The sequence below is a fragment of the Litoreibacter meonggei genome (genome assembly GCF_003663885.1).
Lineage (GTDB): Bacteria > Pseudomonadota > Alphaproteobacteria > Rhodobacterales > Rhodobacteraceae > Litoreibacter > Litoreibacter meonggei.
The window spans coordinates 78,617-94,480 of record NZ_RCCE01000007.1 but is presented as its reverse complement, the minus strand read 5'-3'; the positions used below and the strand labels follow the sequence as shown (position 1 = coordinate 94,480).

General features: G+C 56.2%; 21 protein-coding genes. 5 read left to right on the top strand and 16 right to left on the bottom strand.

Annotated features, from left to right (window positions below):
• Positions 1-120: 120 nt before the first annotated feature.
• Entirely contained in the window at positions 121-1,020 is a 900-nt protein-coding gene (locus BCF46_RS18345) for an ArdC family protein (protein WP_121027930.1), read from the bottom strand.
• Positions 1,021-1,946: 926 nt separating this feature from the next.
• On the opposite strand from BCF46_RS18345, the gene BCF46_RS18340 reads away from it, so the two are divergent.
• Positions 1,947-2,303: a hypothetical protein gene (locus BCF46_RS18340; protein ID WP_147436020.1), complete on the top strand. Its 357-nt coding sequence runs from the start codon at positions 1,947-1,949 to the stop codon at positions 2,301-2,303.
• On the opposite strand, the gene BCF46_RS18335 is transcribed toward BCF46_RS18340, so the two are convergent.
• From BCF46_RS18335 to BCF46_RS18325, 3 genes are all read right to left on the bottom strand, one after another.
• Entirely contained in the window at positions 2,291-2,518 is a 228-nt protein-coding gene (locus BCF46_RS18335) for a hypothetical protein (RefSeq protein WP_121027924.1), read from the bottom strand. The genes BCF46_RS18340 and BCF46_RS18335 overlap by 13 nt on opposite strands.
• A gap of 73 nt (positions 2,519-2,591) precedes the next feature.
• Complete coding sequence (locus BCF46_RS18330; RefSeq protein ID WP_121027921.1) at positions 2,592-2,945, bottom strand: hypothetical protein; 354 nt, start codon at positions 2,943-2,945, stop codon at positions 2,592-2,594.
• Entirely contained in the window at positions 2,942-3,148 is a 207-nt protein-coding gene (locus tag BCF46_RS18325; RefSeq protein WP_121027918.1) for a hypothetical protein, read from the bottom strand. Before BCF46_RS18325 ends, BCF46_RS18330 begins: the two co-directional genes overlap by 4 nt.
• A 387-nt stretch (positions 3,149-3,535) precedes the next feature.
• Here BCF46_RS18325 and BCF46_RS18320 point away from each other — a divergent pair, with 387 nt between their 5' ends.
• Entirely contained in the window at positions 3,536-4,708 is a 1,173-nt protein-coding gene (locus BCF46_RS18320; RefSeq protein ID WP_121027915.1) for a DUF3644 domain-containing protein, read from the top strand.
• A 15-nt stretch (positions 4,709-4,723) separates the two neighbouring features.
• On the opposite strand, the gene BCF46_RS18315 is transcribed toward BCF46_RS18320, so the two are convergent.
• The 4 genes from BCF46_RS18315 to BCF46_RS18300 all read right to left on the bottom strand — a co-directional run bounded on the left by BCF46_RS18315 (position 4,724) and on the right by BCF46_RS18300 (position 7,730).
• Complete coding sequence (locus tag BCF46_RS18315) at positions 4,724-5,326, bottom strand: LysE family translocator (RefSeq protein ID WP_121027912.1); 603 nt, start codon at positions 5,324-5,326, stop codon at positions 4,724-4,726.
• A gap of 15 nt (positions 5,327-5,341) precedes the next feature.
• Positions 5,342-6,514, bottom strand: a complete 1,173-nt coding sequence (locus BCF46_RS18310) for a DegT/DnrJ/EryC1/StrS family aminotransferase (RefSeq protein WP_211332844.1) — start codon at positions 6,512-6,514, stop codon at positions 5,342-5,344.
• Entirely contained in the window at positions 6,511-7,173 is a 663-nt protein-coding gene (locus tag BCF46_RS18305; RefSeq protein ID WP_121027909.1) for a 3,4-dihydroxy-2-butanone-4-phosphate synthase, read from the bottom strand. Before BCF46_RS18305 ends, BCF46_RS18310 begins: the two co-directional genes overlap by 4 nt.
• Before the next feature lie 227 nt (positions 7,174-7,400).
• A complete protein-coding gene (locus BCF46_RS18300; protein ID WP_147436019.1) occupies positions 7,401-7,730 on the bottom strand; it encodes a hypothetical protein in 330 nt (109 codons plus the stop codon).
• A 177-nt stretch (positions 7,731-7,907) separates the two neighbouring features.
• On the opposite strand from BCF46_RS18300, the gene BCF46_RS18295 reads away from it, so the two are divergent.
• Positions 7,908-8,591, top strand: a complete 684-nt coding sequence (locus tag BCF46_RS18295) for an SOS response-associated peptidase (protein WP_121027903.1) — start codon at positions 7,908-7,910, stop codon at positions 8,589-8,591.
• A 2-nt stretch (positions 8,592-8,593) separates the two neighbouring features.
• Here BCF46_RS18295 and BCF46_RS18290 read toward each other — a convergent pair whose 3' ends face one another.
• Both BCF46_RS18290 and BCF46_RS20040 read right to left on the bottom strand, forming a co-directional pair.
• The gene (locus BCF46_RS18290; RefSeq protein ID WP_121027900.1) at positions 8,594-8,950 is read right to left on the bottom strand and encodes a TSCPD domain-containing protein; all 357 of its coding nucleotides are present in this window, start codon (positions 8,948-8,950) and stop codon (positions 8,594-8,596) included.
• A 154-nt stretch (positions 8,951-9,104) separates the two neighbouring features.
• Positions 9,105-9,425 carry a DUF736 domain-containing protein gene (locus BCF46_RS20040; protein ID WP_245990259.1) on the bottom strand — a complete coding sequence of 107 codons (321 nt, stop codon included), beginning with the start codon at positions 9,423-9,425 and terminating at the stop codon, positions 9,105-9,107.
• A gap of 595 nt (positions 9,426-10,020) precedes the next feature.
• Here BCF46_RS20040 and BCF46_RS18280 point away from each other — a divergent pair.
• Positions 10,021-10,446 carry a thermonuclease family protein gene (locus BCF46_RS18280; RefSeq protein ID WP_170157979.1) on the top strand — a complete coding sequence of 142 codons (426 nt, stop codon included), beginning with the start codon at positions 10,021-10,023 and terminating at the stop codon, positions 10,444-10,446.
• A 16-nt stretch (positions 10,447-10,462) separates the two neighbouring features.
• Here the strand turns inward: BCF46_RS18280 and BCF46_RS18275 are convergent, their stop codons facing one another.
• From BCF46_RS18275 to BCF46_RS18245, 6 genes are all read right to left on the bottom strand, one after another.
• On the bottom strand, positions 10,463-10,906 hold the full coding sequence (locus BCF46_RS18275) for a hypothetical protein (protein WP_121027891.1): 444 nt from the start codon (positions 10,904-10,906) through the stop codon (positions 10,463-10,465).
• 395 nt (positions 10,907-11,301) lie between these two features.
• Entirely contained in the window at positions 11,302-11,529 is a 228-nt protein-coding gene (locus tag BCF46_RS18265; RefSeq protein WP_121027885.1) for a hypothetical protein, read from the bottom strand.
• The gene (locus BCF46_RS18260) at positions 11,522-12,154 is read right to left on the bottom strand and encodes a hypothetical protein (protein WP_147436018.1); all 633 of its coding nucleotides are present in this window, start codon (positions 12,152-12,154) and stop codon (positions 11,522-11,524) included. The genes BCF46_RS18265 and BCF46_RS18260 overlap by 8 nt, the downstream gene beginning before the upstream one ends.
• A 1-nt stretch (position 12,155) precedes the next feature.
• Positions 12,156-12,506 (bottom strand): hypothetical protein, encoded by a 351-nt coding sequence (locus BCF46_RS19835; RefSeq protein WP_170157978.1) that lies wholly within the window; start codon positions 12,504-12,506, stop codon positions 12,156-12,158.
• A 53-nt stretch (positions 12,507-12,559) separates the two neighbouring features.
• A complete protein-coding gene (locus tag BCF46_RS18250) occupies positions 12,560-14,410 on the bottom strand; it encodes a ParB/RepB/Spo0J family partition protein (protein ID WP_121027876.1) in 1,851 nt (616 codons plus the stop codon).
• A gap of 245 nt (positions 14,411-14,655) precedes the next feature.
• Positions 14,656-15,015: a DUF3768 domain-containing protein gene (locus BCF46_RS18245; protein WP_121027873.1), complete on the bottom strand. Its 360-nt coding sequence runs from the start codon at positions 15,013-15,015 to the stop codon at positions 14,656-14,658.
• A gap of 605 nt (positions 15,016-15,620) precedes the next feature.
• Here BCF46_RS18245 and BCF46_RS18240 point away from each other — a divergent pair.
• Positions 15,621-15,824, top strand: coding sequence for a hypothetical protein (locus tag BCF46_RS18240; RefSeq protein ID WP_121027870.1), 204 nt, complete (start codon positions 15,621-15,623; stop codon positions 15,822-15,824).
• Positions 15,825-15,864: the final 40 nt, after the last annotated feature.

The following is a 15,864-nucleotide window of genomic DNA, read 5'->3' as shown; positions in this document are numbered from 1 at the left end:
CCGCTTTCGCGGCGGAAAACGGGGGCTCCGGCCGACACCGGCCAACAGGGAGTATCTTCATCCTAGCAGCATGGCGGCGTTTTTCACGATGAATTCATATTGCCATGATGGGGCAGGGGGCTAAGCGGCCTCTGCAATCTCTCCGGCTTGTTCCATCAGGTAGTCAGCGGATCGCTGCGCCGCCGCTGCTGCTTTGACAATCGCACGCTTGTCGTCGCGCAACACTTTCAACCACGACTGAACGTAAGCCGCACTGTCCTCGATGTGGCCCGGCTGAAAACCAAGCTGCGCGCCCATCATCGCCGACGAAATTTCGGCAACGAGTTCTTCCATCGCATAGACCGCATTCCCAAACTTGGACCCTGCCTTTTCGTTCGTCCGATCGCACCGGCGCTTGTGACCTGTTGCATGGGACAATTCGTGAAAAAGGGTTGAATAAAAAAGCTCTGCCGCTTTGAACTTTGACAACTCCGGCATGTGAACCTTATCCAAGGACGGCACATAGCAAGCGCGGTCCCCGCCTTCCTCAAAGCCCACACCCATATTCTCGATCATGTTCGCGGCAAAGTGCGAAAGCTGCTCGATGGGCCGGGTATTCAGTGGTTCAGCTTCATCAGGTGTCGGGAATTGATCCTCTAGCCCGTCGATCTGCTGAACATTGAACACCCGATAGGCTTTCAAATAACCTCGCATCTTGGCATCCGCGTCACCCTCGGGCGCTCCCTCCTTCGCTTCGAAAGTGCCGTATTTCACAACAAGGGATGACTTCTCGCCCTTGCGGACCATACCGCCCAAATCCTTTGCCTGCTTGAACGTCATCCAAACAGGATTGCGATAGCCCTGCGCCCATGCCTTGAGGCTCAACAAGACATGATTGATCCCGCGATATCTGTCTCCGGTAACGCGAAAGGGCAAGGCAGCGGCATTCGTCTGCCAAGGGCATTCCCACGGTTTCACACCTTGTTCCAGTGCCTCAATTATCTGGTTTGTGACCTCCGCATAAACATCAAATTTCGCCATGACAGTTCTCCTTTGTGGTGTCGCTTGGGTCTGTCGCCCAATGGATCGGGTTTTTTGGACAGCGCAGAATGCGCCTGCTCCTGAAAACCTGAATGCGATGAAAGGAAGGATTGGGAGGATTTGAGCGAAATCGACGGACTGGCGCGGGCAGGAGGTGCAGCCGACAACACGGGTCTGTCTATTTCGCTTAAATCCGGCGGCATCCCTGCCGCTAACGTCCCGCAGAGGCGTTCGGCTTGCCCGAATCCCAAGGGACCAGGATTAGCGTGATCGCAGATCGCATTGCCCACTGGATCACCTTTATATGTTCTGCTTATGTTCCCCACCATGGGGAGCAAGGCACCACATCGTTATGACATCATGGACAGGGAATTCCCGGTCCGCATAAGCGTGCGAGCAGATCCGATGACAAACGAGCTGACCAGACAATGGCTGCAACGTCATGTCGGGACCGGCAATTATGCCAGCAAGCCCCACACACTGTGGTCATCGCAAAAAGCGCATTGCATCTACTTCCGCTCGCTGCACGCCGCGACCAGTTTCGTCTTGGGATGTCCGCACATTCAACTTGTTGGGGAGCCGTATCGCGGGCCTTATAAGTAGGAGGGGGCTGTCTGCCCCCGGCGCTGCGCGCCTCCCCCGAGGATATTTTCGGCAAGATGAAAAGGAAATTTGAGGATGACTCACGATCACCCAAGCTCAGGCGATGTTGCATTGGCAATCATCATGACCGTTCGGGAAATTGAAGGCCCAGACGTGAAAGGGGTACCTGGGCGCTTAGTTTGAATTGTCCGGAGCATCTCAAGCATTGGTGCAAGAGCGCGATCATCGGCGAAGCTCGCCGTGATCGCGCCGAAACAAAGACAGACGGTGTGAATTCGATACGGCCATGATACACTGGACCTATGCGGAATCCCCTTCGATCTTTGCTTGAGCTTCGCCATCGGGTAATCGCTCAAAAAAACGCGCATGAAGACTGGCAGGGGCGTGTTGTTGAACCAATCCTAGCCAGCGGCCACGATCAACTGCTGACAGAAGCATATCGACACCGCACTCGCGCGGTTCTTTTGTCGTTGCTGATTGGCTGTTTCGTGGTCGTTGACATGGTGGCCTATGTGATGTGGGACATTTCATGGCTCACAAATCAGGCGTTCTATTTGATGTTAGCCGTGTGCGCCTTCGGCACCTTTTGGACGGTGCGCGAGACTATGCACCATGTCAGATCGCACCTCGAAAAAATGCGCCAGTGGCTCGATCAAAACGAAGCATTTTATCGGGGCTGAGAGAGGTTGGTGGTGTCTAGGGCGATTTCTTCGACCATGACGGCCACAATCTGCTTATCATCCTTGATCCGCCACCGAACCACGCTAACGATGCCCTGAAAGTCGTCGATGTGAATTTCATCTCCCACCCTTGGCAATGCCTCCAGAATGTCGAGACGAGTTGCATGGATCAACTCGTAGTCGTCCCCTCGTGGCGTGTAAAAGTTCACGAGCATAGCGAATGCCTCTTTGATATAGGGGGGGAGGGGCTTTCGGCCCCCGGCGCGTCGCGCGGCCCCCGAAGGTGTCTTAAGCAATAGGCCCTTGGGCCTCGTTGTTGTCCAGCCCATCAAAAAGATCGCCTTGGTCGATCTGCCATGACGCGGCGGGCAGGGGTTCCACCCCTGTTGTTTCAATGGTGACTTTTGACTGTCGTTCACGCTTGCCGCCTGAATCCGTGCGGTAGGTCTCACCGATAAGGACGTGAAAGCGGTTCGCCTGCTCTGGATCGCTAGTCAGGCAATAGCGCTTCGCTGAACCTTTTCGGCCCAACCATTGCGCGTGGTTCTCTTCGCCGCGCAGGTATTCGATACATTCGAGAATGTTGCGCTTGTCGGCGGCTGTGATGTGCAGACCTTCAATCAGTCGGACGGTGCCTTTCATGACACACCTACTGCGATAGGCTTTTCAATAAGGTTGGTTTCGCCGCCGCAGTCTTCACAATCGGCGGCGTCATAAACGACTACGACTTCCCACATCTGCAGTTCTGGGCTCCATTCAACGCTGGCGTCGCGCCGGACGTTTTCGCATCCGCAGATTTTGCAGTGAATGGTGATCTGTTGGGGCGGGCAGGGGACGTTTCCCATAACGGTTCTCCTTCGTGGTGTCGCTTGGGTCTGTCGCCCAATGGATCGGGGTTGAGGGACAGCGCGGATGCGCCCTCTCCTGAAACCTCGAATGCGATGAAAGGAAGGATTAGGAGCGCGCGAGGGAAATCGACCGGGGGTGGTGCGGCCCGCAGCCGAAGGCGAGGACACGGCCCCGTCTATTTCACTTGCGCGCGGCGGCATCCCTGCCGCTCACGTCCCGCTGTGGCGTTCGGCTTGACCGAACCCCAAGGGACCAGGAAAGAACGGATCATCTCGAACGTCAGATAACTTTGACCTTTCCGTCGAAAACTGACCTAATTCTCGAAATCATGATCGGCTATCGTTGATAGTCGTGGCCGGGAATAACAGAAAGCTCATTGGGTTTTGGCACGTAGAACCGGGAAAACCCTGAAAAAGTGGGAAGTGGCTATCGTGAAAGCGATGCTGCAAAAGAACTATGTCCCGCAAGACGTTCACGCCTATTTTTCAAGACCAACTCGCTCAGTCAACCAAGCTCGGATATCCCAAATCAAAGATGGCAAGATGCACGCTGGGATCAAACCGGCGAGCGACTTGGAACTGGATGCTTTTCTGAGTGCATGGCCGGACATAGACCCTGTAACGGGGCTTCATCTAAGGGGTGATGAGTTACTCATTAAGGCGCGGGAGGCGATGATTGCGGCTGTTCATACTTTTAACAGCGCCGGACTGTTTTTCCGCGCGGAACTGTTCATCGTCACAAGCGAAATAGCTTGGACGTACCTGATGCACGCCTACTACAAGAGGGAAGGGGTCGATTATCGGTACAAGAAGGCTGGGGTGGTACAGAAAACAAAACATGGTGCCGATAAATTTTGGGAACTCGGTCAATGCCTCGCTCACGGCGGGTGTCCGGTTGAAAAAGGCGTCATTGATAATCTCAACTTTCTGACAGAAATTCGACATGAGATTGAACATCAATCAACTGACCGCATTGACGATGCTCTAAGCGCCAAGCTGCAAGCGTGTTGCATCAACTTCAACGACGCAATCAAGACCCTCTTTGGCAAAGAGTTTGCGTTAGAAAAACGGTTGCCGATAGCACTTCAATTCGTCACCTTCGATGGAGCGCAGAGGGCCGGTTTAGTCGGTCAGGACTTGCCGCCAAACCTGGCGGCTGCAATGGATGACTTCCACAATGGATTGACCGATGCAGAACAAGCCGACCCCAAGTTTCGCTATCGCGTAGCCTTTGTACCAAAGGTAGCAGGCAAGGCTTCAAAAGCTGACTTGGCTGTCGAATTTGTCAAAGCTGGTACACCGGAGGCAGAACATGTTGAGAGAGTGCTTCTGAAAGAAACAGAGCGCCCAAAACACCGCCCTATGGAGGTGGTTGCCAAGGTAAAGGCAGCTGGTTTTCCAGAGTTTGCAATCTTTGATCATACTCAGCTGGTGAACCAGCTCGACGCACGGAACCCTGGGAAGGGGTATGGCGTCGATGTTGCTGGCCAATGGTATTGGTATGATGGATGGCTTGAGAAGGTCATGGAAAAACTCAATGAAGGATGGACCCGCTAACAGGTTTCGCGAGCGCTACGACGCCATCAGAAGTAAGGTGCCGAACACGCACATCATAGCACCTGAAATGCGCTGAAACACCGGGATCTTGTCTGCTGCAAATGTTGAGGCAACACTGCCACCAAGCGCATATGCGAAGATCGCAATAGCTTCCATGATGAGAAAGGCCGCTCCGAGCATCGCGTAGCTTTGCCAGTAGGCGTCCAAGATGACGAACTGTGGGAAGAATGCAGCGAACGTCAAAATTGCTTTCGGGTTACTGATAGCCAACAAGGCTTCAGTCCTGAAAGCGATTTTCATAGAAACAGACTTATCCAGAAACTCTTCCGATTTAAGCGTTTTTGCGCTCCGCCAAAGCGCGATGCCAAGCCATATGAGATAAGCAGCGCCGATAGCTTTGGCGATGCCAAAGACGAACGGAGATGCAGTCAGAAGAAGACCAAGACCCAAGGCGCTCGCTGCAATCATAGGAACAAAGACGATCAATCTGGCGATTGCAGCTTTTTGTGCGAAAGGAACGCCACACTTTGCGCCATGCGTCATCGCCAACAGGTTGCTTGGCCCACAGGCCATATTGAGCGCAAAGCAGGCAGGCAGAAAGATGATCCAATCAACCATTGTGAGGAGCTGACCCTACTCCCCCAACGCGGCAATCAGCGTATCTGCAATGAGATCGCATTCGGCCAGTGTTAGGCGAGCTGGGAGGCGCAGATCACATGCACGCATCAACATTGCGCGGGTCTGCGGAAGGTCTGGCACATCGTCCAGAAAACCCCAATTCCAGTAGGCCCGCGAGTTGTTCTTTGAACGGCCAAAAACCTGAATATGCAAACCGCGTCGCTTGGCGTCACCGACAAAAGCATCCACCTCGTCATCTGAAAGGTGAGGCAGGTTGAACTGCAATGAATCTGGTGCGCGCATCTCCGCTGGATAGGCGGCTGGTACTTGCACAGAGTTGATCGCACGCAACCTGTTGGCGACATGATCGTGGTTGCGGCGGCCATCAAGCACCCGCTGATCCAAATGCTCCAGCTGTGCCCGGATCAGAACTGCTGAGAGTGTATTCAGGCGCAAACCGAACATGGGCATGTTGTTTTGGACACGGGCCATCACATCGGCCGGGATATCGTGATGCTGCCACTTATCCTCATAGGAACCGTGCATCATGATGGCGCGGGCCATCAGGTCTGGATCGTCCGTGACCATGATCCCGCCCTCACCAGAATTCAGAAGTTTGTAGGACTGGAAGGAAAAACAGCCGATTTTTCCGAGAGTACCGATCTTGCGGCCATCCCATGTGGTCCCTAGCGAATGCGCAGCATCCTCAACCACAGGAACACCGGCTGCATCACATGCGGCCATGATGGCGTCCATATCGGAGGTATGGCCCCGCATGTGGCTTATCAGAACGGCATCAACCCCCGGCAGTTTGTGCCGAAAGTCGTCCAAATCAATTCGATAGTTCGACCCGCATTCGCACAAGACGGGAACACAATCTGCGTGGACCACTGCTGAAGGCACTGCAACGAAAGTAAAAGCAGGGATCAGAACCTTCGCACCGGGCTGCAAGTCCAAAGCCATTAGCGAGAGAAACAACGCTGCTGAACAAGATGAGACGGCCAAAGCATAGCGACTGCCAATTTTCTCGGCGAAGTCTCTTTCTAGTAGGGTAACGGGCGACTCTGCCGTTGTGTAGCGGTACAGGTCGCCATTGCCCAAAATCCGGTTCACTTCGGACATGGCAGACGCTGGAATTGGCTCTGCGGCGGTCACATCGGGCATTTTCGTCGCGGTTGTCTCGCTCATCCGTAAGCCTCCATGAGTTCGTTCCCGCCTATGAAATCAAGACCACGTTGCTCGCCGTATTTTCGCGCGTTGCCATACGTTGTCGAATGGCCGGTTTCCGCGTCGATCATCTCGGAGGCGACGACCATCGGGAACAAACCCTGATTTAATGCGAGGGCCAGAATGAGTTCGGTGTGCCCGTTTCTCTCTTTGAGAAGACCTTTTGTGCCGACGATTAGAGGAATATGCCCGGGCGCACGAAACAGTCGCGCAAAGTCCTTGGCCTCGCCTTCCTTTAACAAATCACAAAGCTCGCGAACTGTACGCGCAGTCTCAACATGAGAACAGCCGGTCTTGTTTTCCCTGAAATCCAAGGTGATGGAAAAACGAGGGTCAAAACCGGGTGTTGGCTCCGACAACGCCCTGTAGATCGAGTTGGGGTCTGCATACTTGGAAACAAAGTCCAAATATGTGTCCAAACCCAAAGTCTGACCCATCTGCCAACTGATGTAGACAGTTAATGGCGCTCCAGCATTGAGACGCAAATCCGCTACCGCCTTTGCGTCAATTTTCTCGGCAAGATAAATAAGATCGGTTTCGGCTTCTCGATCATCAAAGTCATAAAGAAGGATTGGTTTTCCTTCTAATAGGCTACGGGCTGCATTCTCAAACTTCTTCATATTTTACCTCCTGCGCCAGCGACAGCATTGTTTGATGTTCGGAATTACGATCCGAGCCGAACCAAATAGCGCCCTACACGCGCGACTGGCAATGAGTGCGGTCGAGCACATGAGCGGTTAAACGCGCAACACGACGAGGATCAAAGATCCGATGCCCCATGCGATTGAAACCCGCAAGGGCGGATCGCCGTGGTATGCGTGACCATGTGAACGCGGAAGGATGTGGCTCAGAGAGACACGCCCTGGCGCCAGAGTTCACAGGGAAAGCAGGGCACGGTGTTCCGGGCGTAAGCCGGTCTGCCGGCTGAAGCCTGAACAGCGCGGTGACACGTCTGAAAGACGGGGCAGGGGCCCCAAAGCTGCTCGGTGCCCTTCATTTTCACCATCACGCGGATTCCATGCTGCACCGCAACCTCATCGTCCGGACAGATTTTTGCTGCTTTACGCTGACACGCGCGCGCAAGATCGAAATGGATGCGCTGCGCCAGCTCGTCGATCATATCGCCATGCTGGTCATACCGCACGACGCGGTAGGGATGATCGAAAATGCGGCCCATGTGCCAAGCCATAGATGTTCTTTCTATGTTCTCGCAAGGCAAGAGTTGTGAGCGAAAGGAAAAAGGGGCTGTCTGCCCTCGGCGCAATGCGCCTCCCCCGAGGAAATTTCTGGCAAGATGAAAGACAAGCTGAATCGCGATAAGGTTACGCTGTAAATCAAGGTTTGATGCGGAAAGATGTGCAATCTCTACTCGAATACGACGGCCAGCGAAGCCATGCGCCAGCTGTTCAAAGTGGATGCGACACGCGACCATTTGGGCAATGCGCAGCCGCGTCCGGGCATTCATCCGAAAGGGACCGCCCCGGTGGTCGCGCTCGATGATGAGGGCAAGCGAGAGCTAGTGGAAATGTCGTGGGGTTTTCGGACGCCGAAGGTGTCAAAAGTCACGGGCAAGCCCATCAAACCGGCGGCATGGAACAATGCGCGCGATGACAAGCTGATGAAGTCAGGTCTCTGGAAAGGCAGCTTTGCAGATCGGCGGTGTTTGGTCCCGGTGTCGAGTTTTAACGAGACAAAGGGACAAAAACCGGCGACGGACTATTGGTTTGCTCTCGCGGGTGAGGGTGACGATCGCGCACCCTTCGCGATAGCCGGGCTTTGGCGGGTTGAAAGAGAAGATCTACTTGAACCGGAGCATCCGCGACGTGTTCATACGATGGTCACGACAGAAGCAAATGATCTTATCAGGCCCATACATGCGAAAGGCCGAATGCCGGTGATCCTCAGACCAGATGACTATGAGACTTGGTTGACGGGATCGCTGGACGAGGCCGCGGCGTTGTTGAGGCCCTATCCTTCTGATGAAATGCGGATCGTCCTGCAGGGCGTCGGGGAGAAGCGCGATGAAGCTGGCCTTTGATGTCAGGCAGATGAGTGCTGCGCTTTGACCAGCTCGTCGGCGATAAGGCCGGTGATACTCGCATAAGCGATAGCACCGTCTGGCCGCTCGGTGCGGGCCAAGGATTTCGCAATCTCGTCTGGCCGGTGCCCGTGCTGAAGCAAAATCGAGATGAGGACGCAGGCGTCTTGAATCTGGAACTCAAGGGCTGATCCCGATTTGAAACCAGCGGAGTAGAAAACCTCGCGGGGCCGTCCGTCCTCGTTGGGATCGTAGCCCACGGATAAATGGATCGTGTGGCCGTCTGGCGTCTCGATGCGCCGCGTCTCTGTCAGGCGTCTCTTGGGCAGGTTGTGCCGTGGATCGGGTTTGTCTTTCATGCCGCTATCCTCGCAGATTTGGCGTGTTTGTCGCCCGAAAAAGCCGCCGCCCGGGAGGGAGGCGACGGAGTTTGCCGTGAGTGGCATTCGGGTCTTTTTGCCCTCTGCTCGATCTCTGGGTGTTGGGGGCGGCCTGGGCCGCCCCTTGGCTGGCTCAGGCAGCCAGTGGGACCAGGCGGTATTCACCTTCAGGGTCTTCTTCGGTGCGCAGAGCGTTCACGCGGACCTGCTGGCCGTTCACCATGACCGAGAGGGAGAGGTAGTCGTTGCCCGCTTGGCTGGTCTGCTCCCAAGCCGATCCGATACGGATGATACGGTTGCGCGGGGTGCGGGTGGTGATTTCGAAGTCCGGGTGCGTTTCTTTGGTCTTGTGGGGGTTCTTCGTGAGCGTGATATCCACGTCGAAGGTCAGCGACGCGATCCAGCCGGTGATTGCGTCGTCGTCAGTGCGGGTGATTTTTCCGTCGATTGCCATTGGTCTTCTCCTTTGTTTCGATGGGGATAAACAAGAAGGGATCGAATGAAGGATGCAGGTGGAAAAACGGAAGGTTCGCCCGCAGGGTGAAAGCCGAGCCGAAGGCGGTTTTTCTGCTTGCTGAAGCTCAACAGGGTGTCGTGATCGTAGCCGCAGGCAAAGATCTTCGAACACGAGCTGAAGGAACATTCTTCAGGCGTTGCCTTCATCCCCATCAATAGAGAAACAAAGGGGATGACCGGTGGTGATCGACCAAATCACTCTGACGACATATCGCAATTTTCGGTGATCGCCTGAGCGGCTTCCTCTTGTGGATATTCTCTTCACGCACCCGCAAAGCCAAGGATAAGCGCCCAAACGGATCAGCACCCAATCCCGTCGATTCCGCCTCGCTTCAAAGGATCGGCACGGCAGACCTGACGGGGTACTTGCCTTGGAATTATGGTCATAAACGGCCATACTGGACGCGCCCAAACTCTTGCCAGCGAAGACCCATTTGGAGGTTCGTGATCCTGCTATGCTGAGACGGCCTAGAAAGAGACCAAGCCGCTCCCGACCATGGAAAGGACGGCGATGGCGAATACCACGCGACACGGTGCTTCCGGCCTTTCTGCTCGTCCTTCTTGGGCTGTGGCTTTATGATCCTGACACGCTCAAACAAGCGACGGCGCGGGTACAAACGTCCACGGTGCAAAGCGTCGATCCAAACCGCATGACGGTGGTAGACGGAGACACGGTGCGCCTCGCTGGTGAAACCATCCGCCTGGTTGGCTTCGACACACCGGAAACCTACCGTGCGCAATGCAACGCAGAACGTGCGCGGGGCGATGCGGCGACAGAACGGCTTCGCGAATTGCTGGCCCGGGCATCATCGGCACGACTGGCCTATCTGCCGCGCCGCGACCAATACGGACGCGATCTGGCGCAGCTAATGCTGGATGGCCAGGACGTGGCCGACGTCATGGTGGGCGAAGGGCTGGCTCGGCGTTATAGCGGCGGACAGCGCCAGTCATGGTGTTAGACGTTCTCGATGGCGTCTAACCTCTGACGGTCCCAACCTGTTTTCCTGAACCGTTCGGGTTCACTTGAAGGAAGCAACCCGTACAGTTCAGATAAGACGTCATCAGCGAAGGGGCTATTTCGGCTGCGCCTGCCAAGATGTCTTTTACCAATTGCCGATCTTCACTCTTTGCCGCTTGTTCAAACAAAACCTGACGGTTTGAATTCGGTATCGCGAGGTCCCAAAGGTCTTTGTCTTCTGTTTCTGCGCAGTGGACCATGTAAGCCGCGATGTATTTCACGCCTTCACGCGCGAAGGACGTTCTTTCGCCCAAACTCGTGTCTTCAAAAGCCTGCCAAACAACGTCCGACGCAGATGTATGGGCCTCTACGACGCTCGCAACATCGTTATGAACACCACCAGTGTCGCGGACTTTCTCAACCCAGTCGTTGTATCTCTTGATATTGGATAGTTGGGCCATGGTCGTTCTCCTCGTTACTTGGGCGCAAATTTCATTTCATAAGGTCTCGCCAATCCATATCTGATCCCATCTTGCTCGAAAAAACCGCTGTATCCTAGAAACCATGCGCGATGCAGGCCGTTTCCCGCCAATGCCCGTCTCACCCACTTAGGCAGTGCATTACCCGCATAGCCCCAAAGGTAAATGCGGTGATGTAAGGCATTAGTCATCATAGTGCTTCCCTTGTTCGATTTCTGAAAACGCGTCATTTTCGGGCGGTTCCGTTGAAGGATACAAGGCCGGTTTTCAACAAGGCCGCAAAAAAAAGACCCCGCTGCATGGATGCAGGCGGGGCCAAGTTGATCCTCACCACAAGGATACGAAACTGTCAGTCTGTGGGTGCATGAGCGATAAAGTCAGGCATAGTCGTAAATCACGTCCTCACGCTCAATATCGTCCGTCCACTTTGGCTCGATTTGCCCTGTGTTCCATTCAAAAAGATGTCCAACGACGGCGCGTGTTTTGGCATCGAGAATGCGAGCCACTGCTTTTGCCTCGATCTTTCGATTTCCCTCCCGCGCACCGGCTTGGTCCTGGCGGCGAGCGTTTGGGACTGGATGACTACGGGATGTACAGTCAGGCATGAGAGTCCTCCAATTCACCAAGACGCAAGAACAGGTCGGACGCCAACACGCGGTCAGCCATGGCCCGTTTGCGGTCCTTGTTCTTCGATGCAGCGGCTTGCAGGTGGTGATAGGCCGCATGTCGTTCGGCCAGCGGGTAACTGTCAGGGTCTTCAGCAATGTCGCGGGCCTTCAGGACCGTGACAAACAGGTCAGGTGTGGCAAACAGGTTGGCAATCCGCGCCCCGCCTGCATCCGTCTTGGAAAGCGGAAAAGGCGGGCGTCTCAGGTCGATCTTGCCAAGGCTGTAGCTGTGCAACACGCTCAAGAGGCGGCTTGGGTCGGCGGGGTATGGGGCGCAGTCCCATATACGCCGGATCGCAAGGCTGTCCTCGGCGGGCAGACTGTCAATCATTCGGCGGGCTTTGCGCCACTTTGCGGCGCGATCTGATCGCCACCGGATTTCCTGTGCGTGGGACAAGTCGGAACGACGTGACATTTCCTCGTCCTCGCTCGGCTGCGCCGCCGCAATCTGCTCGGCGAAGAGCGGCAGGGCATCGCGCTCCCGCCGCTGTTTGCGCCGGAGTGCCGCCCGTTTACGCGGTGTATCGGTAAACTCGAATGTGGGCGTCTTCTTGAACCGCATGTCATCGGCTCCCGTCATCTGAACCCGTGCGGCCTTCGGCAAGGCGGGCCTCGTGTGCCTCAAGCCGTCCCAACAGGGCGGCGGTGAGGTCGCGCAGGGACGCGCGGTCGGCAAGGTGCCGAGCGGCCCGCTGGCCTGCTGTAAGGGTGAGTGTGGGCGCGTCCTGCCCCATTGGGGCATCGACAGAGGCACCCATCACCCCCGCATTTGTCAGCGCTGCAATCAGCGGGCGCATCATCACCCCCAAGGTGTCTGCGTCCGCTCGATTGGACTTGGCCGATTTCTGAATCAGGGCAAAGGTCTCGACCATTTTCGCAACTCTGCCGGTATTGGTATTGTTCTTGAACGCCATTGGGCTTCCTCCTGTCAGGAAAGGGGCAGGGCGCGAACGCCCTGCCGCCGCTCTCACTCCATGCCTTCGGGCAACCATGCGTCGATCCGCGCGGCCTGCGCCTCGGTGACACCTAGGGCGCTGCGCAAATCAGATTGCGTGAACAAGGCTTCCAGCTTCGCGGCCTTCTCGACCTTTTTCAGCTTGGCAAAGGTGGTGACCGTGGGATGATCCTCGGCCAGTTCCAGAAGATCGCGCCAGACCGCGACCATGTAGGGACCGCCCACGCGGCCAAAGAAGTTCGCAGCCGTGGGCGTCCAGACTTCGCGGGTGTCGGGTTTCGTGATCTTGGACACCAACGCGTCCAGCGTCTCGTCACCACCTTTGAATTGCGCCGCAAGGAACCGGACCAACTCGCCCCGCACATGCTCTGCGCCTTTCTTGCGAAACGCACGGAAGGATGCGGCAAGGTCTTTGGCATCCATCATGTTGCGGGGTGGGTTCTCAGTCAGCCGCGCGTCCAACACATAGCCCTCGGCCTCGGTGGACGGCCAGTTTGGCACTTCGGTGGTCGTGATCCCGAACACGTCATTCCAAAACAGGTTGTGGCTCAACTGATAGGCCAAAAGGTCGATTATAAGGTCTGGATCGCGCAAGGCAGCATGTTGGCGTGCACCACGGCTCACACGGCCCAGATCATCGCGCAGCTTTTGCGAAATTGGCGATTTCGGACCATCGCTGCCGCTGCTGCTGTGCATCGACTTGCGCAGGACACCCGCCTCAATCGCGGCCTTCTTATCCTCCGGTTTGACTAGCGCGCCGCTGACGCATTGATTGCCCTGCCCATCGACGTAGACATAAAGACCCGCGTGGGCGCGTTGACCATCTGAATATGTCCCGTCAAGGATCGCCTGCAAAGCGGCCAATTCAGCCTCGCCCTTCTCGTCCAAGACTTCCGCTTCGGCGAGTTCGGCCAACGCATCATAACGTTCGCCTTCTTCTTCGGACAGATCGCCGCCTTCGGCATAGACCGACCCGAACTTTTCCAGCCCGTGCGTGTAGGGTGACAGGTAGCTTTCATGATGCACCTCGACCCATTTCCAGCCTTCGGCCCGCAATGTCTCGACAGCCTCGGACAGCTTCGCGTCAAAGAGTTCGTCCAGCAACGCCACATCGTCAAAGAAGGTCTGTTCCTTGAACAGATCAGCGGTCTTGCGGCCTCCGGCTTCGTCATAACCAGCCTCGGTTACATAGATCACCCGCCGGTCGGACCCGCGTACGCTGTCAGGTTTGATCATCTGCTTGATCTGATGATCGCTATAGCCTTCGCCACGCACCGTCTCCAAAACCTCAAGGGTCATTTTCTCGTCATTGCTGACCGTGAAGGCGGCTGCATTGGACAGGCTGATTTCATTTGCATGCAGCGCATCCAGAACCGCATCCGGCAGGTGCGCCAATGCAAGACGGCGGTAGACATGCTTTTCGTTGACCGCAAAGGCTCGGGCGATGGCCCCGACAGTGCCGCCTTTGGCTTCCATTTTTCCGTAGGCCCGGATTTCTTCGGCGGGGTGCAGATCGCGGCGGGCCACGTTCTCCATGTTGGCCCACGCCTCGGCTGTGTCAGCATCAGGGGCAAGCATCACCATCGGGTTGGCCAGTTCAGGTCGTGTCTTAGCCATGTCTGGGTGTTGCCCGGCCAAGTATTGAAGCGCGCGCAAACGCCGTCCGCCTGCCACAATTTGTGCTGTATCCTTCTTGCCTGCCAATCCGGCGATGGATTGGATCAGGCCAGCGGCCCAGATGCTTTCTGCCAGTTCAATCACGTCCGTTTCGGGCACATCTTGGCGTGGGTTCATCGGCGAAAGAGACAGCTTTTCCAGTGGAAAGCGGGCCTCTGTTGCAATGATCTTGGTTTGCTTTGTCATAGGACATTCCTTGTGTTTTAGGGTGAGTTTTGGTAAGGATGCCCCACCCCTGACGGGGTGAGGCGAGGCCGCTTAGGCGGCGTGTTGTTTCAGAAAGGCGAGGCCGATTTTGGCGGAGAGACCTCCCTTTCTCACAAGCGCGATAGCTTCCCGCTTGCGCTGCTCGATAACTGCTCTGGTCATGTATTCACCTCCTTCCCGACGCAGGCAGCGCCTATGGCCCACCCCTTTCGGGGTGGCCAATCTCAGTAGTCGCTTGGGAAAAGGATCGTCAGAACGCGGCGCGTTTCTGCGAGCGAGGTGGGGTTTTCTGACCCACCTTCATAGGCACGGTCGTAAAGGTCGATTTTCCACCAAACCTTTTTGCCCAACACGTCCATGAACCCCATCTCATGGGTTCCGAACGGGTCGTTTTCTTCGGTGAAATCCTCATATGCCGCGACTGCGGCAATGCAGGTCAGAACAAAGTCCATCCCTTCGGCGTCAACGGCTTGGGTCCAGACCCATTTCCCTTGTCCACCGCCCGCCTGTTTATTGCGAAAGGCATCATTTTGTTCAGCAATGCGGGCGCACTCCCGCGTCCGATCTTCATCAGTCATGACCATTACCGGCCTCCTTGTGGTGATGCGGTCGGGTCTTGTGACCTCTTTCCGCCAGTGGCGAAGCCTCGGCTGATCTTTTCAGACCGAATGGGCCTCCCATTCGGCTGGACAGAGCAGGTGAGGGCGCAGCCCGATCTGCGGCCCATGGAGTTGGCGTCAACTGGGCGGAGCAGGGGGTGGTGCGGCCCGCAGTGAAACGAGGACACGGCCCCTGCGGAGCCGACGCGGGCACCGCGGCGCTTGCCTGTTTACGCCGGCGCCAGGGGATGGCAGGCGGACACACCAATTGGGAAAATGTCGACGGGCCTAGAGCGAAGCGGAAGGGCCGGCGTCTGCTGTGGTCTCGATCCCGCGCATTAAGCGGGATCTCCGTTGTCTTCTATCGCTGCCAATCGCGTATGAGGCCGGGACGGCCGTGCAACCGCATCTGGGTTACTCCTGCCTTGTTTCTGGAAAGATGAGAGGTGACGGATCGCGGGTTTGGCGTTCCCGTGGCAAAGCCCCGGCAAGCAGAAAAACGGTTTCCGGGGGAGCCTCCGATTTTCGGCCTGCGCCGCACCCTCGTTCGATCCGTTGGGCCACCTTCATCGAAACAAGGAGAAACCCAAATGACACATTACACTCTGACCGTCCCTGTGAAATACGACGACAATGGCACCGAGAAGACCACCTATCGCCGGGTTGGCGCGGTGTTCGAAAACACCAAGCGAGACACAGGCGAAACCTTCCTGACGCTCAAGCTCGATTTTCCCGTTGGTGTCACCGAGCTGGTCGCCTTCCAGCCGTCAGCCAAAGGCGACGTGACAGAATGAAGCCAGAAGGGCCGCCAATTGGCGGCCCTTCCCTCTATAC

Excerpts from the sequence above, each read along its gene's own strand:
- BCF46_RS18250 (WP_121027876.1), bottom strand. The coding sequence starts at position 14,410 with ATGACAAAGCAAACCAAGATCATTGCAACAGAGGCCCGCTTTCCACTG.
- BCF46_RS18330 (WP_121027921.1), bottom strand. The coding sequence starts at position 2,945 with ATGAAAGGCACCGTCCGACTGATTGAAGGTCTGCACATCACAGCCGCC.
- BCF46_RS18335 (WP_121027924.1), bottom strand. The coding sequence starts at position 2,518 with ATGCTCGTGAACTTTTACACGCCACGAGGGGACGACTACGAGTTGATC.
- BCF46_RS19835 (WP_170157978.1), bottom strand. The coding sequence starts at position 12,506 with ATGGCGTTCAAGAACAATACCAATACCGGCAGAGTTGCGAAAATGGTC.
- BCF46_RS18245 (WP_121027873.1), bottom strand. The coding sequence starts at position 15,015 with ATGGTCATGACTGATGAAGATCGGACGCGGGAGTGCGCCCGCATTGCT.
- BCF46_RS18305 (WP_121027909.1), bottom strand. The coding sequence starts at position 7,173 with ATGAAGAAGTTTGAGAATGCAGCCCGTAGCCTATTAGAAGGAAAACCA.
- BCF46_RS18240 (WP_121027870.1), top strand. The coding sequence starts at position 15,621 with ATGACACATTACACTCTGACCGTCCCTGTGAAATACGACGACAATGGC.
- BCF46_RS18315 (WP_121027912.1), bottom strand. The coding sequence starts at position 5,326 with ATGGTTGATTGGATCATCTTTCTGCCTGCCTGCTTTGCGCTCAATATG.
- BCF46_RS18275 (WP_121027891.1), bottom strand. The coding sequence starts at position 10,906 with ATGGCCCAACTATCCAATATCAAGAGATACAACGACTGGGTTGAGAAA.
- BCF46_RS18325 (WP_121027918.1), bottom strand. The coding sequence starts at position 3,148 with ATGGGAAACGTCCCCTGCCCGCCCCAACAGATCACCATTCACTGCAAA.
- BCF46_RS18310 (WP_211332844.1), bottom strand. The coding sequence starts at position 6,514 with ATGAGCGAGACAACCGCGACGAAAATGCCCGATGTGACCGCCGCAGAG.
- BCF46_RS18290 (WP_121027900.1), bottom strand. The coding sequence starts at position 8,950 with ATGAAAGACAAACCCGATCCACGGCACAACCTGCCCAAGAGACGCCTG.
- BCF46_RS18300 (WP_147436019.1), bottom strand. The coding sequence starts at position 7,730 with ATGGGCCGCATTTTCGATCATCCCTACCGCGTCGTGCGGTATGACCAG.
- BCF46_RS18260 (WP_147436018.1), bottom strand. The coding sequence starts at position 12,154 with ATGCGGTTCAAGAAGACGCCCACATTCGAGTTTACCGATACACCGCGT.
- BCF46_RS18265 (WP_121027885.1), bottom strand. The coding sequence starts at position 11,529 with ATGCCTGACTGTACATCCCGTAGTCATCCAGTCCCAAACGCTCGCCGC.
- BCF46_RS18295 (WP_121027903.1), top strand. The coding sequence starts at position 7,908 with ATGTGCAATCTCTACTCGAATACGACGGCCAGCGAAGCCATGCGCCAG.
- BCF46_RS20040 (WP_245990259.1), bottom strand. The coding sequence starts at position 9,425 with ATGGCAATCGACGGAAAAATCACCCGCACTGACGACGACGCAATCACC.
- BCF46_RS18345 (WP_121027930.1), bottom strand. The coding sequence starts at position 1,020 with ATGGCGAAATTTGATGTTTATGCGGAGGTCACAAACCAGATAATTGAG.